Source organism: Halopseudomonas sp. (assembly GCF_038130085.1).
GTDB lineage: Bacteria > Pseudomonadota > Gammaproteobacteria > Pseudomonadales > Pseudomonadaceae > Halopseudomonas.
The window spans coordinates 106,436-128,144 of sequence record NZ_JAYPMU010000006.1 but is presented as its reverse complement, the minus strand read 5'-3'; the positions used below and the strand labels follow the sequence as shown (position 1 = coordinate 128,144).

At 59.3% G+C, this 21,709-nt stretch carries 24 protein-coding genes; 7 read left to right on the top strand and 17 right to left on the bottom strand.

Translation table 11 applies throughout. From position 1 onward, the window contains the following. The 4 genes from ectB (at position 1) to AAFM31_RS06765 (ending at position 5,180) form a co-directional block, all read left to right on the top strand. The gene (gene ectB, locus AAFM31_RS06780; protein ID WP_341707138.1) at positions 1 to 1,287 is read left to right on the top strand and encodes a diaminobutyrate--2-oxoglutarate transaminase; all 1,287 of its coding nucleotides are present in this window, start codon (positions 1 to 3) and stop codon (positions 1,285 to 1,287) included. A 13-nt stretch (positions 1,288 to 1,300) separates the two neighbouring features. Next, positions 1,301 to 1,690, top strand: coding sequence for an ectoine synthase (locus AAFM31_RS06775; RefSeq protein WP_341707137.1), 390 nt, complete (start codon positions 1,301 to 1,303; stop codon positions 1,688 to 1,690). Between the two features lie 311 nt (positions 1,691 to 2,001). After that, complete coding sequence (locus AAFM31_RS06770; RefSeq protein WP_341707136.1) at positions 2,002 to 3,432, top strand: aspartate kinase; 1,431 nt, start codon at positions 2,002 to 2,004, stop codon at positions 3,430 to 3,432. Between the two features lie 167 nt (positions 3,433 to 3,599). Continuing rightward, complete coding sequence (locus tag AAFM31_RS06765; protein WP_341707135.1) at positions 3,600 to 5,180, top strand: cation:proton antiporter family protein; 1,581 nt, start codon at positions 3,600 to 3,602, stop codon at positions 5,178 to 5,180. A 3-nt stretch (positions 5,181 to 5,183) separates the two neighbouring features. Here AAFM31_RS06765 and AAFM31_RS06760 read toward each other — a convergent pair whose 3' ends face one another. Then, positions 5,184 to 6,059 (bottom strand): alpha/beta hydrolase, encoded by an 876-nt coding sequence (locus tag AAFM31_RS06760; protein ID WP_341707134.1) that lies wholly within the window; start codon positions 6,057 to 6,059, stop codon positions 5,184 to 5,186. A 111-nt stretch (positions 6,060 to 6,170) separates the two neighbouring features. Here AAFM31_RS06760 and AAFM31_RS06755 point away from each other — a divergent pair, with 111 nt between their 5' ends. After that, a complete protein-coding gene (locus tag AAFM31_RS06755; protein ID WP_341707133.1) occupies positions 6,171 to 6,950 on the top strand; it encodes an alpha/beta hydrolase in 780 nt (259 codons plus the stop codon). Between the two features lie 4 nt (positions 6,951 to 6,954). Here the strand turns inward: AAFM31_RS06755 and AAFM31_RS06750 are convergent, their stop codons facing one another. Next, positions 6,955 to 7,671, bottom strand: coding sequence for an SIMPL domain-containing protein (locus tag AAFM31_RS06750; RefSeq protein WP_341707132.1), 717 nt, complete (start codon positions 7,669 to 7,671; stop codon positions 6,955 to 6,957). A gap of 158 nt (positions 7,672 to 7,829) precedes the next feature. Between AAFM31_RS06750 and pomA the strand changes: the two genes are divergently transcribed. Both pomA and AAFM31_RS06740 read left to right on the top strand, forming a co-directional pair. Then, a complete protein-coding gene (gene pomA / locus AAFM31_RS06745; protein ID WP_341707131.1) occupies positions 7,830 to 8,603 on the top strand; it encodes a flagellar motor protein PomA in 774 nt (257 codons plus the stop codon). After that, positions 8,603 to 9,517, top strand: coding sequence for a flagellar motor protein MotB (locus AAFM31_RS06740; protein WP_371833019.1), 915 nt, complete (start codon positions 8,603 to 8,605; stop codon positions 9,515 to 9,517). Before pomA ends, AAFM31_RS06740 begins: the two co-directional genes overlap by 1 nt. A 7-nt stretch (positions 9,518 to 9,524) precedes the next feature. Here AAFM31_RS06740 and flhB read toward each other — a convergent pair whose 3' ends face one another. The 15 genes from flhB to fliH all read right to left on the bottom strand — a co-directional run bounded on the left by flhB (position 9,525) and on the right by fliH (position 21,701). Continuing rightward, positions 9,525 to 10,655: a flagellar biosynthesis protein FlhB gene (flhB, locus tag AAFM31_RS06735; RefSeq protein ID WP_341707130.1), complete on the bottom strand. Its 1,131-nt coding sequence runs from the start codon at positions 10,653 to 10,655 to the stop codon at positions 9,525 to 9,527. Next, positions 10,655 to 11,431 carry a flagellar biosynthetic protein FliR gene (gene fliR, locus AAFM31_RS06730; RefSeq protein WP_341707129.1) on the bottom strand — a complete coding sequence of 259 codons (777 nt, stop codon included), beginning with the start codon at positions 11,429 to 11,431 and terminating at the stop codon, positions 10,655 to 10,657. Before fliR ends, flhB begins: the two co-directional genes overlap by 1 nt. Next, on the bottom strand, positions 11,431 to 11,700 hold the full coding sequence (fliQ, locus tag AAFM31_RS06725) for a flagellar biosynthesis protein FliQ (protein ID WP_341707128.1): 270 nt from the start codon (positions 11,698 to 11,700) through the stop codon (positions 11,431 to 11,433). The genes fliR and fliQ overlap by 1 nt, the downstream gene beginning before the upstream one ends. Before the next feature lie 11 nt (positions 11,701 to 11,711). Further along, positions 11,712 to 12,464: a flagellar type III secretion system pore protein FliP gene (gene fliP, locus AAFM31_RS06720; protein WP_341707127.1), complete on the bottom strand. Its 753-nt coding sequence runs from the start codon at positions 12,462 to 12,464 to the stop codon at positions 11,712 to 11,714. Continuing rightward, entirely contained in the window at positions 12,461 to 12,898 is a 438-nt protein-coding gene (fliO, locus tag AAFM31_RS06715; protein ID WP_341707126.1) for a flagellar biosynthetic protein FliO, read from the bottom strand. The genes fliP and fliO overlap by 4 nt, the downstream gene beginning before the upstream one ends. Next, positions 12,898 to 13,365, bottom strand: a complete 468-nt coding sequence (gene fliN, locus AAFM31_RS06710; protein ID WP_341707125.1) for a flagellar motor switch protein FliN — start codon at positions 13,363 to 13,365, stop codon at positions 12,898 to 12,900. Before fliN ends, fliO begins: the two co-directional genes overlap by 1 nt. 34 nt (positions 13,366 to 13,399) lie before the next feature. After that, positions 13,400 to 14,371: a flagellar motor switch protein FliM gene (fliM, locus tag AAFM31_RS06705; protein ID WP_341707124.1), complete on the bottom strand. Its 972-nt coding sequence runs from the start codon at positions 14,369 to 14,371 to the stop codon at positions 13,400 to 13,402. Between the two features lie 9 nt (positions 14,372 to 14,380). Continuing rightward, positions 14,381 to 14,887: a flagellar basal body-associated FliL family protein gene (locus tag AAFM31_RS06700; RefSeq protein ID WP_341707123.1), complete on the bottom strand. Its 507-nt coding sequence runs from the start codon at positions 14,885 to 14,887 to the stop codon at positions 14,381 to 14,383. A 231-nt stretch (positions 14,888 to 15,118) separates the two neighbouring features. After that, positions 15,119 to 16,540 (bottom strand): flagellar hook-length control protein FliK, encoded by a 1,422-nt coding sequence (locus AAFM31_RS06695; RefSeq protein ID WP_341707122.1) that lies wholly within the window; start codon positions 16,538 to 16,540, stop codon positions 15,119 to 15,121. Positions 16,541 to 16,629: 89 nt separating this feature from the next. Next, the gene (locus AAFM31_RS06690) at positions 16,630 to 16,965 is read right to left on the bottom strand and encodes an Hpt domain-containing protein (protein WP_341707121.1); all 336 of its coding nucleotides are present in this window, start codon (positions 16,963 to 16,965) and stop codon (positions 16,630 to 16,632) included. Positions 16,966 to 17,005: 40 nt separating this feature from the next. Beyond that, entirely contained in the window at positions 17,006 to 18,739 is a 1,734-nt protein-coding gene (locus AAFM31_RS06685) for a fused response regulator/phosphatase (RefSeq protein ID WP_341707120.1), read from the bottom strand. 3 nt (positions 18,740 to 18,742) lie between these two features. Next, a complete protein-coding gene (locus AAFM31_RS06680) occupies positions 18,743 to 19,048 on the bottom strand; it encodes an STAS domain-containing protein (protein WP_341707119.1) in 306 nt (101 codons plus the stop codon). 73 nt (positions 19,049 to 19,121) lie between these two features. Beyond that, entirely contained in the window at positions 19,122 to 19,577 is a 456-nt protein-coding gene (gene fliJ, locus AAFM31_RS06675; RefSeq protein WP_341707118.1) for a flagellar export protein FliJ, read from the bottom strand. Beyond that, positions 19,570 to 20,922, bottom strand: coding sequence for a flagellar protein export ATPase FliI (fliI, locus tag AAFM31_RS06670; RefSeq protein WP_341707117.1), 1,353 nt, complete (start codon positions 20,920 to 20,922; stop codon positions 19,570 to 19,572). Before fliI ends, fliJ begins: the two co-directional genes overlap by 8 nt. Further along, positions 20,919 to 21,701 carry a flagellar assembly protein FliH gene (gene fliH / locus AAFM31_RS06665; RefSeq protein WP_341707116.1) on the bottom strand — a complete coding sequence of 261 codons (783 nt, stop codon included), beginning with the start codon at positions 21,699 to 21,701 and terminating at the stop codon, positions 20,919 to 20,921. The genes fliI and fliH overlap by 4 nt, the downstream gene beginning before the upstream one ends. Positions 21,702 to 21,709 lie beyond the last annotated feature (8 nt).

Below are 21,709 nucleotides of genomic sequence, written 5' to 3'. Positions count from 1 at the left end.
ATGAATACCTTTGAACAGTTCGAGAAAAACGAATCGGATATTCGCAGCTACTGCCGCTCGTTCCCGGTGATCTTCAAACAGGCCCGCGGCGCGGAGCTGATCACCCGAGAAGGTAAGCACTACATCGATTTCCTCGCCGGTGCTGGCACCCTGAATTACGGGCACAACAACCCGGTCCTGAAAAAGGCGCTGATCCAGTACCTGGAAGACGACGGCCTGACCCACGGCCTGGACATGTACTCCGATGCCAAAGAGCGCTTCCTGGAGACCTTCAACCGGGTCATCCTTGAGCCCCGCGGCCTTGGCAAGTACAAGGTGCAGTTCAGCGGCCCGACCGGCGCCAACGCGGTAGAAGCTGCCCTGAAGCTCGCCCGCAAGGTTACCGGCCGCAGCAACGTGATCAGCTTCACCAACGGCTTCCACGGCTGCACCATCGGCGCCCTGTCCGTCACCGGTAACGGCCACCATCGTGGCGCCGCCGGCGTACCGCTGAGCGAAGTCAGCCGCATGCCCTACGCCAACTACTTCGGCGACAAGGTCAACACCATCTCCATGATGGACAAGATGCTGAGCGACCCGAGCAGCGGTATCGACAAGCCGGCGGCAGTGATCGTTGAGGTCGTCCAGGGTGAAGGTGGCCTGAACACCGCCTCAGCCGAGTGGATGCGCAAGCTGGAAAAGCTGTGCCGTAAGCACGAGATGCTGCTGATTGTCGATGACATTCAGGCTGGCTGCGGCCGTACCGGCACCTTCTTCAGCTTTGAAGAGATGGGCATCAAGCCCGACATCATCACCCTGTCCAAGTCACTGAGTGGCTTTGGTCTGCCGTTCGCCATCGTCGTGATGCGCAACGAACTCGACCAATGGGAACCGGGCGAACACAACGGCACCTTCCGCGGCAACAACCATGCGTTTGTCACCGCCGCCACTGCCATCGAGCATTTCTGGGCAGACGACAGCTTCGCCAAGAGCGTTCAGGCCAAAGGCCAGCGCATTCGCGAAGGCATGCAGAAGATTGTTCGCAAGCACGGCCCCGACTCTCTTTACGTCAAGGGTCGCGGCATGATGATCGGCATCAACTGCCCGGACGGCGAAGTCGCTGCCGCCATCTGCCAGGAAGCCTTCGCCAACGGTCTGGTAATCGAAACCAGCGGCAACCATAGCCAGGTCGTTAAGTGCCTGTGCCCGCTGACTATCACCGAAGAACAGATCGACAAGGCTCTGGCCATTCTCGACGCTGCGTTTGCCAAAGTCATGGCAGAACAGGTCGCTAACCAAGCTTCGTAAGGAAAGAACATCCATGATCGTACGTACTCTGGAAGACTGCGAAAACTCCGAACGCCGTGTCGCCACCGAGACCTGGGAAAGCACCCGGATGCTGCTCAAGGACGACAACATGGGGTTTTCCTTCCATATCACGACCATCTACGCCAACAAAGAGACCCACATCCATTACAAGAACCACTTGGAGTCGGTCTATTGCATGAGCGGTAACGGCGAAATCGAAACCCTGTCCGATGGCAAGGTCTATCAGATTCGTCCCGGCACCCTCTACATTCTGGACAAGCATGACGAGCACATGCTGCGCGGCGGCACCGAAGACATGAAAATGGCCTGTGTCTTCAACCCGCCCCTGAGCGGCAAGGAAGTGCACGACAAGGACGGCGTTTACCCGGTCGATATGGACTGAACCGCCCGCCCTAGCGTGATCAGAGCGCAGACTCCATATAAGGAAAGCGCACTTCAGTTCACGCCACTCAGAGCCGCCCGGAATCCGGTGGTGGGCGGCTCTGATTGCGGTTCACGATAACCGTGACCGCCACCCGCACACCGCACGTCAGATGCAACAATTAGATTCACTCAGCCATCTATTCCGACGATGCCTTGATGTGGATAATCTGCCGGCTGCGCCCCACGAGGGCCGGCGGCGTTCGCGGCGGAGCATGAGGCTCCGACCTGCCAGTGGCAGGCCAGCATTCACCAACGACAGAAACCAGGACCATGCATACAGTAGAGAAAATCGGCGGCACCTCCATGAGCCGCTTCGAGGAAGTACTGCAAAACATTTTCATTGGCCAACGTCAGGGTGCTGAGCTGTACCAGCGCATTTTTGTGGTCTCTGCCTACTCCGGCATGACCAACATGCTGCTGGAGCACAAGAAAACCGGTGAGCCGGGAGTCTACGAGCGCTTCGCCGACGCCCATAACGAGGATGCCTGGCTGGAAGCGCTGGACAACGTTCAGCAAGCCATGACCGCCAAGAACGCTGAACTGTTCAAGGGCGAGTACGAACTGCAAGCCGCCAACCGTTTCATTGAAGGCCGTATCAGCGACGTCCGCGATTGCATGGTCAGCCTGCAACAGCTTTGCTCCTACGGCCATTTCCAGCTGACCGAACACCTGATGAAAGTTCGCGAAATGCTCGCCTCACTGGGCGAAGCCCACAGCGCCTTCAACACCGTTCTGGCCCTGAAGAAAGCGGGCATAAACGCCCGCCTGGCCGACCTGACCGGCTGGAACCAGCGCGAACCCAAAGCCTTTCAGGAAATGGTGCGCGACAGCTTTGACGGCATCGACTTCAACAAAGAGCTGGTGGTTGCGACCGGTTATACCCATTGCAGCGAAGGCCTGATGAATACCTTCGACCGCGGCTACAGCGAGATCACCTTCGCCCAGATCGCCGCGGCTACCGGTGCAAGTGAAGCCATCATCCACAAGGAATACCACCTTTCCAGCGCCGACCCGGCATTGGTCGGCGTAGACAAAGTGGTCACGATCGGTCGCACCAACTACGACGTCGCAGACCAACTGTCCAACCTGGGCATGGAAGCGATCCACCCGAAGGCAGCGCGTACCCTGCGCCGCGCCGGCATTCACCTGCGCATCAAGAACGCCTTCGAGCCGGAACACCAAGGCACCCTGATCAGCCAGGATTACTGCAGCGAGAAGCCTTGTGTAGAGATCATCGCCGGCCGCAAGGACGTGTTCGGCATTGAAGTGTTTGATCAGGAAATGCTCGGCGACGTCGAGTACGACCTGGAGATCACTCGCCTGCTGAAGCAGCTGAAGCTCTACGTCGTGAACAAGGACTCTGACGCCAACAGCATCACCTACTACGTTTCGGCATCACGCAAAATGATCAATCGCGCCTCGCGCCTGATCGAGGAGCGTTATCCGATGGCCGAAGTCAACGTGCACAACATTGCCATCGTCTCGGCGATCGGCTCCGACCTCAAGGTCAAGGGCATCCTGGCCAAGACGGTCGCAGCCCTGGCCGAAGCGGGCATCAGCATCCAGGCGGTACACCAGTCGATCCGCCAGGTCGAAATGCAGTGCGTGGTTCAGGAAGAGGACTACGACGCTGCCATCGCCGCGCTTCACCGGGCGCTGATCGAGCCCGAGAATCACGGCGACGTCATCGTCGCCGCCTAATACTCGGCAGCTCACGCATCATGCACAAACCCGGCAATTGCCGGGTTTGTGCATTTTGGCCCCGCGAACTCGGCAAAACGGCACCGAGTCCGATATAGTCTGGGCAGACGAAACAGCCCCAAGCGGCTGTAACCGGGGCCTCCCCACATGGATAACGGAATGCGGTTGTGATTGAAGCGGTCTGGATTGCCTTTGCTTTTGGTTTGGGTCTGCTGTTCAAGCAGGTTGGTCTGCCTCCACTGATCGGTTACCTGGGTGCTGGCTTTGCACTGTCTGCGCTCGGTGAGCGCGTTGGCGTGGGCCCTGAAGACAGCTACGTGCTAAGCCACATCGCCCATCTAGGCGTTCTGCTTCTGCTGTTTACCGTCGGCCTCAAACTCAAGATCAAGAATCTGGTTCGCCCGGAAGTCATCGGCGGCAGTCTGCTGCACTTTGGCCTCTCCAGCGCCTTGTTCCTCCCCGCTTTTATGTTCCTCCTCGATATGCCGCTTGGCCAGGCCGCCTTGCTGGCGATGGCACTGTCGTTTTCCAGTACGGTGCTGGCAGCCAAGGTACTGGAAAGTAAGCGCGAGCTGCGGGCCTTCCACGGCCGGGTAGCGATTGGTGTACTAATCATGCAGGACCTAATCGCCCTGGTGGCGATTAGCGTCGCCAGCGGCCAGACACCCTCCGGCTGGGCGCTGATGGTGCTGATCCTGCCGCTCTGCCGCCCACTGCTGTTCAAGTTGCTGGATCTGAGTGGCCGCGAAGAGCTAATGGTGCTGCTTGGCCTGCTGCTGGCGCTGGTCGTCGGCGGCGCTGGCTTTGAAGCCCTGGGCCTGAGCTCCGAGCTGGGCGCGCTGGCCTTCGGCGCCATGCTGGCCAGCCACAAACGCGCCGGAGAGCTGTCGCAGTCACTCTGGAGTCTCAAGGAAGTCTTTCTGGTCGGCTTCTTTTTGCAGATCGGCCTGGGCGGCCTGCCTGATCAGCACGCAGTTCTGTTTGCACTAACCATGACCCTGCTGCTGCCACTAAAGACTGCGCTGTTCTTCTTCCTGTTCACCGGTTTCAAACTGCGCGCACGCAGCGCCTTTCTGAGCAGCCTGACACTGACCAACTACAGCGAATTTGGCTTAATCATGGCCAGCCTGGTATTACCCGAATGGCTGATACCACTGGCGTTAACGGTCGCCTTCTCCTTTGTCGTTTCTGCGCCACTCAACCGCATCGTGCATAGCATCTACGAACACGTGGCACCGCTGCTGACGCGCTTTGAGCGCGACATTCGCCACCCCGACGAGCAGCCAATCACCTTGGGCGATGCCCAGATTCTGGTGATGGGCCTAGGGCGGACCGGCCGCGCGGCCTATGACAACCTGTTTGAGAAAGGCTACCGCGTCATCGGTCTGGATTCTGACCCGGTTGCTGTTGAGGCTAGCCTGAATTCAGGGCGCAAGGCCCTGTTTGCTGACGCCGAAGACCCGGTATTCTGGCAGAACCTGAACATGCCTAATATTCACTCGGTCATCCTGGCGATGAACGACGCCGAGGCCAAGACCATCACCGTGCACAATCTGCGTAGCCGCGGCTTCGACGGCCTGATCGTCTCGCACGCCATGTATGAAGATATCGCCCGCCGTATCATCCAGGCCGGAGCTGATCACACCTATCTGACCATGAGTGAAGCCGGCACCGGTCTGGCCGAGCACGTGGCCCGCAGTATCCAAGAGCGCAGTGCGCTGCTGGCCGAGCCGGCCGAGCGCGCCTGAAGACTATTCGCCAAGCAACTGCAACCGCACCGCTGCCGCCGCAGCAGCCGGATGCTCAAGCATGAAGCAGTGGCCGCCAGCCGTTTTATGCGCAGTTACATGGCGATTGCTCGCCGCCAGGCGGCGGGCAGAGTGCCCCACAAAGGGATAAGTACGGTCACCGTAAACAATCTGCGTTGGTGTCGAAAGCCGACGCAGGGATGACCACAGCGCCGACGGCATGGTACGAAACACCTCCGCCTCACGGCTTGGGTGGCAACACAACTCCACACCGCCTGACTCACGCTCGCGCAACGCATGGGCAATGTGCGCCTCAAAGGCAGTCTCATCCCAGCCCTTGAACATGCCCCGGTTATGCAGGCCAGCGTGCGCAGCGGTACGATCCGGCCAGTAATCGCGGCGCGCAGCCGCACGCTTTGCCACCGGGTGGTCGTGCAAACCGAACAAGCCCAGACCGCGCCGCAAGGCTATCAGCCCCGGCGGAAAGAACACCGGATCAAGCAACACCGCACGCTGAAACAGACTCGGCTCACGCGCCATCATCAGGGCGCTCAACACACCACCAAAGCTGTGCCCGCAGACCATGCGCGGTGCGTCACCAAAGACCTTTCCCTGCTCAAGAAAGGCTTCCGCTGCCAGCTCCGCGTTGCGGTTCCAGCCAACGAAACGGCCGCCATGGTCACTCTGACCATGGCCCTGCAAATCACACAGCCAAAGGTCGAAATCCTTGGCAAGCAAACTCAGCATTGGCTCGTAGGTGCGAGTGCAGAAACCATTGCCATGCAAAAAATGCAGCACCGGCTTGCCACTGGGCTGGCTATGCCAGCCGCGCAGGGTAAAACCGGCACTACTCTCATGTGCCCAGGCCAACAGATCCATTCAGCAAACTCCCATTTAAACAAGTGGGCCAGTCTAATTCGGCGCTCTCCGGCTGTCAGCGGCATACCCGTCTGTTAGGCTGGCGATTCTGCCTTGATAACGACGCTGAATATGCTGAACGTAACCACAAGCGGTCGAGGGCCGAGCCTGGTCTGGGCCCATGGCTTGATGCACTCGATGGCGCAGGAGTCCGCAACCGGCTGGTTTCATCCGGCGCAACACGGCCAAGTCCGCCGTGTAAGATACGACGCGCGCGGCCACGGCCGGTCGCCGGGCAGCGCAACGCCGGAAGACTATGCATGGGCCGCGCAGGCAAATGATCTGCTCGGGGTGGCCGCAGCCCACACCACCGGGCCGTGCGCACTGGGCGGCCACTCGATGGGCTCGGCCAGCGCGCTCCTGGCTGCACTACACGCGCCAGAGAGAGTGTCCTGCCTGGTGCTGGCGACACCACCAACAGCCTGGCAGACTCGCCCTGCACAGATTCGCCGTTATCGCCAGATGCAACGCATCATCAGCCAACGGGGCTTTGACAGCCTGTTACTGCTGGCAGAGCAGAATCCCGCCCTGCCGGCGTGGCTGCTGGAAGTGCACCCGGAGCATGCTCAAGCATCACTGCAAGCGCTAGCCCAGATGAATCCTGATTATCTGATGGCGATACTGGAAGCAGCCTGCGACTCGGACCTGCCGCCACCAGCGGCACTGAAAACCCTAGTTGTGCCAACCTTGATTCTGGCGTGGGAAAACGATCCGATACACCCGCTGCAAACGGCCGAGACGCTGGCACAAACCCTGCCGAACGCCGAGCTGCGCATTATCAACAGCGCTCGACAGCTGACCGACTGGCCTGCACAAATTGATGCCTTTGTGACCGAGCACAGCTCAGCGTGATGGATTACTCCAGGCTGTAGTCGATATTGGTGACCACCCGAATGCGCTTGATCTCGGGGGTAAAGGGATCGACATCGTCGATCGAGAAATAGCCCTGAGATGCTCGGCGAATACTGCCGACCGACGCGCCGGAGTCGCGGGCAAACTGGTCCGCTGCGGCGCGAGCATCTCGAGTTGCATCGGCGATCATGTCCGGCTTGATCGAATCGAGCTGGGTGAACAGAAAGGTAGGTTGAAACTCGTAGCTTTGGGTCAGGGCTACGCCGGATTTAACCAGTTCGCCCACCGTCTGCATGCCGGCCTTGACGCCGTCAACATCGCCAGTGCGAACCAGCACCGTCACCTCCGCACGATACCGCTGCGGCGGCAGGTTAGCACCGTAGCTGTTGGCATGCTGGTCGACGATCTTCGGCATCGACAGCTGGATGTCCTTTTCCTCGAAGCCCTTCAGCAGCAAAAAGGAACGTACCAGCCCCTGCTGATGTTCGACGTCATCCTGCAATTTATCGAGGCTGTCACCCGTAACGCTGAAGTTGATCGGCCAGAGCGCCAGATCCGCGGGCATCTCTCGCTCTGCCAAGCCTTTGACGCTGACTACGCGGTCAGCACCGCGAAACTCGAGCAGCCCGGTCTTGAGACTGATGCCGATAAACGCCAAAGCCGCCGCAACCAGCGCGGCAGCCAACACGGACCAACCGGAAATGTGATTACCTTGCGTCATACCACCCTCTCGAATGCTGCCTCGGGACTGACCAGAACCTGTCGACCGTTAAGCGACGGACGTTTGCAATCTGTGCCAGCGCACTTAGAATAGCTCCTATCGCTCGACTATGAGCTGCATTTGCACTCTCCCCGTCGCTACAGTCTCAGGAGTCCCCGTTGGATCTCGCAACCCTCATTGGCCTGATTGGTGCGCTAGCAATTATTGGCGCGTCCATTCTGCTGGGCACCGGCGCCCAGGTTTTCTTCAACGTCCCCTCCATGCTGATCGTGTTTGGCGGCAGCCTGTTTGTCGTACTGGCGAAATTCAATATTGGTCAATTTATTGGCGCCATTAAGGTCGCCGGCCGCGCTTTCCGTTTCAAGCTGCCCGACACTGAAGCCAGCATCAACGAGCTGGTCGAGTTGGCAACCATCGCCCGCAAGTCCGGCCTGCTGGCACTGGAAGAAAAAGAAATTTCCTCACCTTTTCTGGCCAGCGGCATTCAACTGCTGATCGACGGGCATCCTCAGGAAACAGTAAAAGCGATTCTCGAAAAGGAACGCGTGCTGACGATGGAGCGCAATCGTTGGGGCGCCAAGATTTTCTCTGCCCTCGGCGACGTGGGTCCTGCCATGGGCATGATCGGAACGCTGATCGGTCTGGTACAGATGCTTTCCAATATGGAAGACCCCAAGTCGATCGGCCCAGCCATGGCCGTCGCGCTGTTGACTACGCTGTATGGTGCCATGTTGGCCACCATGGTCTGTCTGCCCATCGCCGACAAACTCGCACTGCGCATGACCGAAGAAGCACGTATGCAGTCACTCTGGATTGACGCCATTCTGGCAATCCAGGAAGGCACCAACCCCCGCGTCATCGAACAGCTGCTGAGCAGCTACCTGCCTGCCGACAAGCGTGGCAAGACTGGCGATGAGGCGAAAGAAGGCTGATGGAAGAGCAGGAAGACGACAGCCCTGGCATCCCCGCGTGGGTGATGACCTTCGCCGATCTGATGTCGCTGCTGATGTGCTTTTTCGTTCTGCTGCTGTCGTTCTCGGAAATTGACGCCCAGAAGTTCAAGCAGATCGCTGGCGAGCTGTCAGCTGCGTTCGGGGTACAGCGCGACGTTCCTGCGCTGGAAATCCCGATGGGCACCAGCCCCATTTTCGACAAGTTCTCACCGGGCAAGCCCGAGCCCACCCCCGTCGACAGCGTGCGCCAGCAGACCACAGAGCAAGACCCAAAGCTGGATACCCTGCGCGAAGAAATGGAAGCGGACGTTCAGAAGCAGGTGCAGGAAACAACCAAGGAACAGATCGATACCAGCATGGACGCTCTGCGTGAGGTCCTGGAAAACGAGTTGGCGCAAGGTCGCCTGCAGCTGGAGCACGACCGCAAGCGCATCATCATCCGGGTGGAGGAAAAAGGCTCCTTCCCGTCTGGCTCGGCGGACATGACCGATGAGTTCCACGACATGCTGGACCGTATTGCCGAGGTGCTTGCCAAGCTGCCGGGGGAGCTAACTATCGAGGGCCACACGGACAACATTCCGATCCATACCAACCGCTTTCAGTCCAACTGGGATCTGTCTGCGGCGCGCGCCTCATCCGTCGCTAACGCCCTGCTGCTGAATGACACCATCAAGCCCGAGCGCATGCGCGTGCAGGGCTACGCCGAAACCCGTCCACGCGCCAGCAATGAGTGGCCGGAAACCCGTGCGCTCAATCGACGCGTAGAAATCATTCTGGACCTGTCCGGCTCGATTGAAGAGTACGAAGCGGAACTACGGCGGCTGATGGAAGAGGACTTGGGCGACCTGATTCAGGATCTTGAGTTACAGAGCAACCCGCCAAGAGACCCGTGATCCGCTATCAGCGCTTGAGATCATCCGGAATATTTGGATCTGGCATGGGTCCGGGCCGCTTGCCCTGCCCTGCCCGATACTGACGCAGCTGAAATACATACGCCAGTACTTGGGCAACAGCCAGATAAAGCCCTGACGGAATTTCGTGATCGATCTCGGTGCTGTAGTACACCGCCCGAGCCAATGGCGGCGATTCCAGAATGATGATCTCGTTCTCGTTGGCCACTTCACGGATACGCTGCGCGACGAAGTCCGCGCCCTTGGCCAGCACCACCGGCGCACCGGAGGCCAACGGGTCATACTTCAGAGCCACGGCAAAATGCGTCGGGTTGGTAATCACCACGTCAGCCTGCGGCACCTTGCTCATCATCCGACGCTCCGCCATCTCCCGCTGCAACTGACGAATCCGCGATTTGACCTCTGGCTTACCTTCGGAGTCCTTGTACTCGTCCTTGATCTCCTGCTTGGTCATGCGCAGTTTCTGCTTGTGATCCCAGAGTTGAAACGGCGCATCCACCGCGGCGATCAGAATCAGCGAGCAAGACAGAATCAGAAGTGACGAGCCCAGCACCCAGGCACAATGAATGATCGCCGCTGGCAGCGGCTCCTTGGCCATACTGAGCAAATCTTCGGTGCGCAATTGCAGCACCACCAGTGCAACACCGAGCACCACAAGAAACTTGGCCAACGCCTTGAGCAGCTCAACCAGTGCCTTGATCGAAAACATCCGCTTGAGACCTGCCAGCGGATTCATTCGCTCGAATTTCGGCGCGAGTGAGCTGGCACTGAACAACCAGCCGCCCAGCATGATCGGACCGACGATCGATGCCACCAGCAGTATTCCGAATAGCGGGCCAAGCACCTCAAGACCTTCCCGCAACGATGCAAACAGGTGCAGCCCCATCGCGTCAGTGCCGTAGAGCGACTCGCGCTCCAACGCAAAATTGAAGGTCATGATGTCCATCAGCTTTTGAGCCATGCCGGGCCCCAGCATCAGCAAGCCTATCGCTGCAGACATCACCACTGCCAAGGTGTTCAGTTCGCGCGAACGCGCCACCTGGCCTTTATCACGCGACTCTTTAAGTCGCTTGCTCGTGGGCTCTTCTGTCCGTTCCTGACCGCTGTCTGATTCAGCCATCAGTTGGCCCTCACCAGAGCGCGGAGCCAGATCAGCGCGCCAGACGCCAGCTCCTGATATTGCCCGGCAACGTTGCCCATCAGCACCCACATGATGAACAGGCCGAACACCAGAGTCAGCGGGAAGCCGATTGAGAAGATGTTCAGCTGCGGTGCAGCGCGCATCATCACGCCAAAGGCAATGTTGACGATCAGCAAAGCGGTGATCGCCGGCAAGCCAATCAGAATGGCAGTCGCCAGCACCCACGAGAAACGTAACACCAGCGCCTGAAAATCCAGCCGCCCGAGGCTATCCCCGATTGGCAATGTGGTGAAGCTCTCGGTCAGCACCTCAAGCACCACAAGATGTCCGTTCATGGCCAGAAACAGCAACGTGACCAGCATGGTGAACACCTGCGCTACCACGGCAACCGAAATGCCTGTGGTCGGGTCATTCATCGAAGCGAAACCGAGACCCATCTGCATCGCAATGATCTGACCGGCCAGCACGTGTATCTGAAACAGCAACTGCAGCGAAAAACCCATCGCAGCGCCGATCAGGATCTGCTCGCCGATCACGACCCAGGTCCGCAAAGACAGCGCATCCAGCATGGGCACCTCGCCGACCTGCGGCGCAATAAGCACCGTCAGCGCCAGGGCAAAATACAGGCGTACGCGCACCGGCAACAGTTGCGTACCCAGCACGGGCATGGTCATGAGCAGGGAGGCAATACGGAACAGTACCCACAGGTAGCTCGCTACCCAGCGACTGATCTCGGCGCTGGACAGTTCGATCATCAGCCGATCAATCCGGGAATCTGGCGGTAGAGGTTATCGGTGAACTCGACCATCTGCGCCGCCAGCCACGGCCCCAGCCAGATCAGCGTCAAAAACGTAATCAGCAGACGCGGCAGAAAGCTTAAGGTCTGCTCGTTGATCTGCGTGGCTGCCTGAAACATCGCCACGATCAGACCCACGACCAGACTGGGCAGGACGACAATGGCAACCACGACCGAGGTCAACCAAAGCGCCTGGCTGAATAGCCCAACTGCCACTTCCGGACTCATCTGCAGGCCTCCTAGGGAACCGCAAAACTGGCTGCAAGGGTGCCAATGATCAGCGCCCAGCCATCCACCAGCACGAACAACATGATTTTGAACGGCAGCGAGATGATCAACGGCGACAACATCATCATACCCATCGCCATCAGGACGCTGGCCACCACCAGATCAATAACCAGGAAGGGGATAAAGATCATGAAGCCAATCTGGAAGGCCGTCTTCAGTTCGGAAGTCACGAAGGCTGGCACCAGAATATGGAAAGGTACTTCATCCGGGCCGGTCAGATCGGTGCGCTTTGCCAACCGCACAAACAGCTCCAGATCGGTTTCGCGGGTCTGCGCAAGCATGAACTCGCGCAGCGGCAAACTGGCGGTCTGCAGGGCTTCCTGCGGCTGCATCTGTTCGTTCAGGTAGGGCTGCAGAGCGGTCTCGTTAATCTTGTTGAATACCGGCGCCATGATGAACAGGGTCAGAAACAGCGCCAACCCGATCAGCACCTGGCTCGACGGCGTCTGCTGCAAACCCAACGCCTGACGCAGGATGGCGAACACAATGATGATCCGAGTAAAGCTGGTCATCATCATCACAAACGCCGGAATGAAGGTCAGCGCCGACATCAGCAGCAAGACCTGCAGGCTGACCGAGTAGGTCTGCTGCCCTTCGGTATCGGTGCTCAGGGTAATCGCCGGCAAGCTCAGCGGGTCAGCCGCCGTCTGTGCCAGCACAGAGGGTGCCAGCAGCACCAGCAACAGGCCTAACCAGCGCATCATGATTGATTTTCCCTTTTCAACAATGCCTGCAGCTTGCGCGCAAAGTCGCCATTGGCCGCAGCGGCGGCGTCCAGATCGGCTACAGGTTGATCAAACACGTGCAGCGTATTGATTCGTCCCGGGGAGGCGCCAAGCAACATCTGGGTTCCACCAACATCGACCAGCAACAGGCGGTCACGAGGGCCCAAGGGCAGGCTGCTGACCAGACGAATGTGCTGCCCGCCTTGCGCAGCCAGCGGGCCGACTCTGCGCAACAGCCAACCCAGCAACACGATAAGCCCCACGACAAAGCCCAGCCCCAGTGCCAGCTGGCTCAGTTGCATCGCCAGCGACCCGCCGCCGACATTGCTCACAGCAGCAGCTGCCGGCTCGCCAGTCTGCGCCATCGCGCCAACCGACAGGGCCATCAACGGCGCCAGCATCAGCGCCCGCATCAACGCAGCTTCTTGATACGTTCGGAGGGACTGATGACGTCGGTCAGACGAATACCGAACTTTTCGTTCACCACCACCACTTCACCATGCGCAATCAACGTGCCGTTGACCTTCACATCCAGCGGCTCCCCGGCCAGACGATCCAGTTCAACCACCGACCCCTGATTGAGCTGCAACAAATTGCGGATGGTAATCTCGGTGTTGCCCACTTCCATCGAAATGGTCACTGGGATATCCAGAATCACATCCAGGTTCGGGCTGTCGCCTGGATCCATATCCTCGCCGGACATGCGCGCAGGCGCATCAAACTCTTCCATCTGCATGCGCGGCTGGGCGGTGCTCTGCGCCAGCATGGCGTCAATGTCATCCTGATCGGCGTTGCCCGCCTCATCCAGCGCAGCCGCCCACTCGTCAGCCAGCGCCTGCTCTTCCGGGCTGATTTCGTCGGGTTTATTGTCGTCAGCCATCTCGCTGTCCCCTGTTATTGATTGTTGTGGTCGATCAGCGCGGTCGCGCGAGCGGCCCGAGAATCTGCAGTGCCAGGTTGCCTTTCACCGAACCCAGTTTGCTTTTGAACGTCGGCACACCATTGGCGCAGAGCACCATATGCTCTGGCATCTCAACCGGAATCACATCTCCCGGCTGCATGCTCAGCAGGTCACGCAGCTTGAGCTGGGTTCTCACCACCGTCGCGTTCAGCGGCACCTTGACTCCGGTAACCTCCTCACGCAAAGCACGCACCCAGCGCTCATCATGCTCATCCACATCCGACTGCAACCCCGAGTCCAGCACCTCACGCAGCGGTTCAATCATCGAGTACGGCATGGTGACGTGCAGGTCACCACCGCCGCCATCGAGCTCGACGTGAAAAGTCGAGACCACGACCACTTCACTCGGGCTGACGATGTTCGCCAAGGCCGGATTGACCTCGGAATTGACGTACTCAAACTGCACGTCATGCACTGCCTGCCAGGCTTCCTTGAGATCGACGAAGGCCTGATCCAGCACCATGCGCACCACGCGCAGCTCGGTAGGAGTGAACTCACGACCTTCGATCTTGGCGTGGCGGCCATCGCCACCGAAGAAGTTGTCTACCAGCTTGAACACCAGCTTGGCGTCCAGAATGAACAGCGCCGTGCCGCGCAGCGGCTTCATCTTGACCAGGTTGAGGCTGGTCGGCACGTAAAGGGTATGAACGTACTCACCGAACTTCATCACCTGCACGCCGCCGACAGCGACGTCAGCCGAGCGGCGCATCAGGTTGAACATACTGATGCGGGTATAACGGGCGAAGCGTTCGTTGATCATTTCCAGCGTCGGCATGCGCCCACGCACGATCCGATCCTGACTCGTCAGGTCGTAACTTTTGATCGAACCGGGGTCACTGTCGAGATCGGTATCAATGGCGCCATCATCTACACCATGCAGAAGGGCGTCGATCTCATCCTGGGACAGCAGATCCTGTACGGCCATAGGTGTGTCCTATTGAAGAACCATATTGGTAAACAGCACTGACTCGATGACCGGATTACCCACTTCTTTCTCCAGCAACGCCTTGACCGCGAGGGTCGCCTTGTCACGCAGCGCCTGCTTGCCTTCGGGGGTAGACAACGTCTCGAATTCCTCACTGCCAAACAACATGACCAACTGGTTACGAATCAGCGGCAGGTGCTGATTCAGTTTAGCCATGCCTTCGGGATCACGACTCATCAGTACCACGCTGACCTGCATGTAGCGCTGACGACCTGACACCGCGTAATTGACGACAAAGGCCGGATCCAGCGCCTGATAGATCGCCTCCTGCTTGACCGGTTCTGCAGGCACGGCTTCTTCGGGCGTTTCATCGCCGCTGAGCAGGAAGTAGGCGACACCACCGGCAGAGATCAGCAACGCCAGCAGACCAATACCGATCAGAATAAAGAGTTTCTTGCGGCTCTTTGCCGGCTTTTCCTGCCCGTCTTCTTCGACAGTATCCGTTTGATTTGCCATGCCAATATTCCGTCAATTAGGCCTTTCAGCCGCTGTTCATGTGAGTTCATGCATTCAGCGTGCCAGCATTCGCGCGATCAAGCCCCAAGCCAAACACGCCGCTGATGCACCAGCAGAAGCCATAGGATACTGACTTGCAGGAAAAATGTCTTTGCCGCCCGGGACAGGCGAAGAGGTAACGCCGGAGTGGCGGAACCCACCCCGGCATCGGAGAGCAGAGCGCCCGGATCGTCAGGCGTAGAAGTCAACCAGCCGCGCGGTTGCCAACCGCGTCTGCAACACGGCAACAGGATCGTTTGCAGGCGCATCATCGCCGCCATCAGACAGTCCAGATCCATGACCATTGCCGCCACGACTGCTGCCTTGATCTGCCAGACCGGCAAAGCTGCTTTGGGACTGACGCCCATCAGCAGAGCCATCCGACACGTTGACATCAACCAGCGCCGCGCCCTGCTGGGTAAACATTTCTCGCAGTCTGAACATCTGACCTTCCAGCGCATCGCGGACACCCGCATGCTGACTGACAAACTGCACCTGATGCTCCTGGCCACGCGTCTGAATGCGAATTTCCAGCGGTCCAAGCTCAGCAGGATCCAGCTGGATTTCAACCGACTTGACGTTCTGGCTGGACATCCACATGACTTTGTTGACGACAGCCTCACTCCATCCGGCCTGCCCCATCGGCACCCCCAGCGTCTGGGCAACGCCAGTGACCGGACGCGCCGTCAAAGCGGTCTGGCCGTTGTTCTGCAGTTGCGCTGCCGCTGCACTCTTGCCTGCATCAACCGGCTCAGCATCAAGGTCCTTTGCGCGCGCCGCCAAACGCGACTCCAACTGCTCAATCAGCTTGCCAACCGGAACTGGCTGGTCACCCGAGGCTGCCTGCAAAGTGCGTTGCTGCTGGGTTTCTGTCTGAACCTGTCGATTGCCTGCATCCACTTGCGCGGCAGAGCCATCCGCGGCCTTGGCCACCGCATCACGCGCGGTAGCCTGCCCCTCGGCATTAGCCTGCGACTCGCCTCGCACCAGCGCCCGCAACTGCGCAGCCAGATCGGCAACAGTAAGACCACGGCCATTGCCTCCCGCCAGCGCATCACCGGCGTCGACGTCCGCGGCGACAGACTGCCGCGCAGCATCACCTGCAACCAGCGCAGCAACAGCCGGGTTGCTGCCAGCCGTCAAAGAGTCGTCAACCTCACCGTCGCCCTGACCCTGCCCATCACGCGGCAGCTGAGACAACCATTGCTGCCATTGCTGGCTGATGCTCGCAAGAATATTGTCCGGATCATCCGCTACGGGACCGAGGTCACCCTGCTCCCCTTCCAGCGCTGCGCCGTCAGCAACAGCGCCGTCGGCAGCACCGACCAACTGTGCTAATTGCTGAAACCAGCTCTGCATGCTGCCCGGCAATTCCTTGCCGTCAGCGGCAATCAGCTCAGACAGCGGTAACTCTGCGCTCGGCTGGCCGGCGACCTCACTGAGGCGCTGCATGAGGGCGTCCAGATCCTCTGGCGACTGCTCGGCGAGAATTGCAGAAAACGCCGCTACCGCCCCGGAGTCAGCATTCTTGCTGCTTCCAGAGCCGACACCAGTAAAACTGTCGCGGGGAAAGTCGGCACTGAAAAGCGCCATCAGATTCTGCCCAACTGGCATGATGTGATCTCCACCTGAAAAGGCTAGGCCAATGATTCAGGGAAGTATCTGCAAGCAGCGGGCCAAAACAAAAAAGGGGAGGAAAATCGTCAGCCAAGCAGCGGCTTCAACCGCTCGAATGCCTGCTCAATCGTGACCAAATGCGCTGCCGCCGCCTGGCTGTCGCCCGCGACACCCGCGCCCTCGGCCTCGAGACAGGCCTGTTCCAGCGCCAAGGCTCCCATGTTGCCGCAGCTGCCCTTGAAACTGTGCGCAGCCTGTCGAAACGCATCCATATCATCCAGACCTACCGCGTCGCGCATTTGACGCAAACGGTTTTGCGCGTCGACCAGAAAGGTCTCAAGCAGCAACGCGTAATCGTCCTGCATTAACTCGCGCAACCCTTGCTGTACGCTCACATCCATGTCCGGTTTGCGATCTGCCATCGCGCTGTATTCCTTCTCCGCGGAAGTTAGGGCTAACCAATCAATTGTCCGCAGTATGCCCAAGGGACCAGTCGAAGACCACCCTGACACGGCTGCCCTGCGAACTGAAACTCACCTCATCGGCGAGCGCTCTAATCAAAGCCAACCCTCGCCCGGCGTAGTCCGCAGACACGCCCGCAGGCGAAAATCCATCACCACTGTCCTCACATTCAATCACCAGCCGGCCACCATCGCCGTTTGGTCGATGGTCCAGCGAGAAACGAATCCAGCCATCATCCAACTGCTTGAGGCGCGCACTGCGCTCCTGGTAGTAAAGTGCAAAGCCATCCGAATCCTGCTTCCAGGCCGACTGAAGATTCAGCAGCCCGTGCTCGAGTGCGTTGCTATACAACTCACTCATCACCGTGAAGAGCGTGCCCGCGCGGTCTCGCAAGCCCGGCACTGACAGCAGTTTCTGCAGCAGGAAAGGCAACGGATTCTGCTCTCGAATCGCCGCGGCACGGTAGGTGTAACTGAGCTGCCAATCCTGTGCACTTGGCTCCTGCGAGCCAATCGCCACCGGTGCAGGGAGGCACTGCTCATCACGCTTGGGCATCACCACCTGTAACAGGCTGATGTCGTCTTCCGGACTGCCATGAAAATGCTCCAGCGCCGCCAGAAGCCCGTCAAACAAGGCATCAGGACGGCCCGCATGCGCGGTTATCGCCTGCAGCACCCCCTGCTCGCCAAACTGCTCCCCGGCCGCGTTGCGGCACTCGATCACACCGTCAGTCCAGCACAGCAAGCGCTCACCCGGATGCATTACCATCACCACCGGCTCCGGGTTGAAACGGGCTCGACTGGCAACGCCCAACGGCAGATTGACTGACGGGACGCGCTGCAACAATTGACCCTCGCGGCCGAGAATAACCACCTCCGGCAGGCCGCCGTTCCAAACCTCTACCAGCCCCTTGGCCGGATTCAGCTCAATCAGCACCGCACAGCAAAAGATACCGACCGGCAGAATACTGCCGAGCTTGGCGTTCAACTCCAGCAGGATATCGCGCAGAGCAAAGCCCTTGGCAGTCATGGCGTAAAACACCTCGGCCAGGGGCATTGCGCCGATCGCAGCCGACAGACCATGACCGGTGAAGTCGCCCAGCAGCAGATGCATTTCGCCCGATGGCCGATGCGCCGCCAGCAGAATGTCGCCGTTGAACATCGCGTAGGCTGACTGCAGGTAACGCAAATTAACGTCGTCCAAAGCGCCGGCGTGCGCAACCCGGTCAAATACGATCTTGGCCAACTCCTGGTCGCGCAGCAGGCCAGCGTGCTGAGCCGCTATCACATCCCGCTGGCTTTGCAGGGTCTGGTGCATCTCACGCATGCGCCTGAACGCGCGAATCTTGGCTTCCAGAATCACCGGGTTGTAGGGCTTGGTAAGAAAGTCGTCGCCACCAGCCTCAAGGCACTTCACCAGCGCATCGGTTTCGGTCAGGCTGGTCAGAAAAATGATCGGAACTAGATCTTCGCCGGCATGTTGCTTGATCTGGCACGCTGCTTCAAAGCCGTCCATGACCGGCATCAGCGCATCGAGCAAGACAATATCGGGGGAATGTTGAATGAACAGCTCGACGGCCTGCTGACCGTGCTCGGCCTGGCAAACGCGATGCCCCAGCCGCTCGACCAGACGACAAAGAATCATCCGGTCCGCGGGGTTATCGTCAGCAACCAACACCATCAAGGGCAGCTCACCCGGCTCAGATACGGCGCTGCGGGAGCTGGCCTGAGGCATGGATTACTCGATGCTGAACAGCTGTTCGAAGTTGGAGATACTCAGGACCTTGCGCACATCCGGGTTGCAATGAACGATGCGAATATCAGCGGCGTCGCCACCGGCATGATCACGCAGCAGCAGCAACATGCCTAGCGCCGAGCTATCGATATAATCGGTGTCCTGCAGATCAACCACATACTCGCTCGGTGTCAAACCACTGCGCTCGTAGGCGTTGCGAAAATCCTGATGCGCACCGAAATCAAAACGCCCCTTGACGCTGATGGTCAAGACTTGGCTATCGGCTGACATTGACGCCTGAATCGACATGATTTCTCCCTGTCAGGTAATACCGCACAGATTGCGGGCTACCATTTCGTTTTAGCACAGGGCTTGGTAGCTGTCAGGCATTATTTGCCCGCTGGGAGTGGGCGCGCTGAGACAGTTCGTCGAGCAGCTTCTGTTCCTGCCGATCCGCTCTGGCTTGCGCTTCCTGGCGGTATTTTTCGATCAACTTACGCAGTGCTTCAAGACGCTGATAGCGCTGCCGCCAGTTGCTGCGGGCCCGCTCAATGCTTTCTCCATGCCAGCGCACGGTCTGCCGCTGCTGCTCGATAGCGACCTCCATCTGCGCCATGAAGCGCTGATAGTTCATCAGCCAGTCGCGACCAACACCCTGGGCTCCGCGCTGGGTCCAGCCTTTGGCATATTCACTGCAATAGTATTCAAGGTCGCGCAGACGCACTTCGGCATCCTCGAACTGCTTCTGACACTGGCCGAGCACTTTGGCCGCCTTGCGCTCTTCCTCAAGCGCCATATCCAGCACCGGCACCAGGCGGCGAATACGGGTCTCACTCATTGGTCAGAATCTTTTCCAGCCCTGCCTGGCTGTCAGGGAGCGATACGCTTTCGTGTAGCCCCTGGCGCAGGAAACCCTGCATCGACGGCATTTTTTCCATCGCCTTGTCGGTTAGCGGGTCAGACCCGGCGGCGTAGGCGCCGACGCTGATCAGATCGCGGCTCTGCTGATAGCGGGCATACAACTGCTTGAACAGCTGCGCTTTCTGCAGGTAGTCCTGCGACACGATCTGGGGCATTGCCCGGCTGATAGACGCTTCGATATCGATGGCCGGGTAGTGCCCCTCTTCCGCCAGCCGCCGTGACAGCACCACGTGACCGTCGAGAATCGCCCGCGAGGCATCAGCGATCGGGTCTTGCTGATCGTCGCCTTCGGAGAGCACAGTGTAGAACGCAGTAATCGAGCCACCACCCTGCTCGGCGTTACCCGCGCGCTCTACCAATTGCGGCAGCTTGGCAAACACGGATGGTGGATATCCCTTGGTCGCCGGCGGCTCACCAATAGCCAACGCAATCTCGCGCTGGGCCTGGGCAAAACGGGTGAGCGAATCCATCAGCAACAACACGTTCTTGCCCTGATCACGGAAATACTCAGCAATGCGGGTGCAATACATCGCGGCGCGCAAGCGCATCAACGGCGCATCATCAGCTGGCGAAGCGACCACAACCGAGCGAGCCATGCCCTCTTCGCCAAGAATCTGCTCGATGAATTCCTTGACCTCGCGCCCCCGCTCACCGACCAGCCCGACAATGGTGATGTCCGCGTCAGTGAAACGCGTCATCATGCCCAGCAACATACTCTTGCCCACACCACTGCCGGCAAACAAACCGAGACGTTGGCCGCGGCCTACCGTCAACAGGCTGTTAATCGAGCGAATGCCGACATCCAGCGTTTCCTCAATCGGGTGGCGCTTGAGCGGGTTGATTGTCGGCCCGTTGATGTCGACCCAATCCTCGGCTTTGAAGCCGCCCTTGCCGTCCAGTGGACGACCAATGCCGTCGACCACCCGGCCAAGCATGGAGAACCCCATCGGCAGCTTGCCGCCACCGGCCGAGGGCACCACTCGGGCACCCGGTTGCAGGCCTTCCAGTCGATCCACCGGCATCAGATAGATCTTGCTGCCGGCAAAGCCCATCACCTCGGCTTCGATCTGACTCTCACCTTGCAGGGTGTCGCTGATAACCAAGCAACGGCTACCGACCGGCGCCTTGCAGCCCTCGGCTTCCAGGGTCAGGCCGACCATGCGAATCAGCCGCCCCTCGACCACCGGCTGGGACGGCAGCTGCAACGCCTGCTGGTAGCCCGACAAGCGACGGGCAAAGCTGATGCGCTCGGGCTTGTTCATTCCGGCTCCGCGGCACTATCGGGAATAGCCAGATCCGCGGCGGGCGGGTGTGTGCGTTGCTCGCGGCGCTGCTCGTAAAGCTGCTCAATCAATTGTTGCAGCCGGGTCTCCAGTGTCGCGTCCACCTGGCTGTGCTCGGTTTCGATTCGGCAGCCACCCGGCATCAACTGGTCATCTTCGAGCAGGCGCCAGCTTTCATCATGGCGCTCGCGCAGCGCCTTGATGCTGTCAAAGTCGAGGGGGTTTAGGTAAATGCGGATGTTCTCGGCACCCACCGGCAGTGCCTTCAGGGCCGAGCGCAGTACGCCCACGACCTGATCACGATCGGATTGCATCTCTCGCTGCAGTACCGCACGCAGCATCTGCTCAAGCAGCACCAGCAGCATGTCTTCAATCTGCTCATCCTGCTGTTTGAGCGGCGCCATCAGTTGGGCCATCAGCGCGTCCAGCTCGCCGGTACGCTTGGCCAACACTGCCTTGGCTTCCTGTTGCGCCTTCAATTGTCCAGCGTGGAAACCGTCCTTCTCGCCGGTGGCGAAGCCTTCGTTGTAGGCTTCCTCACGAATCTGTTCGAGCTCTTCAACGGTAAAAGGCTTGACCGTTTCCAGCTCGATCTCTTCTTCAAGCTGTTGCTCCGGCGCATCCTCCGGCGGCTGCTCGGGCTCGCGTTCCAGCGCGATCTGATGCGGCTCTGCGTCAAAGCTCGGCAGATCCCAGCGACTGAACGCCGACACATCGCTGCTGCGCAACAGCTCGCTCTCATTCTTGACCTGCGACATGACACCCT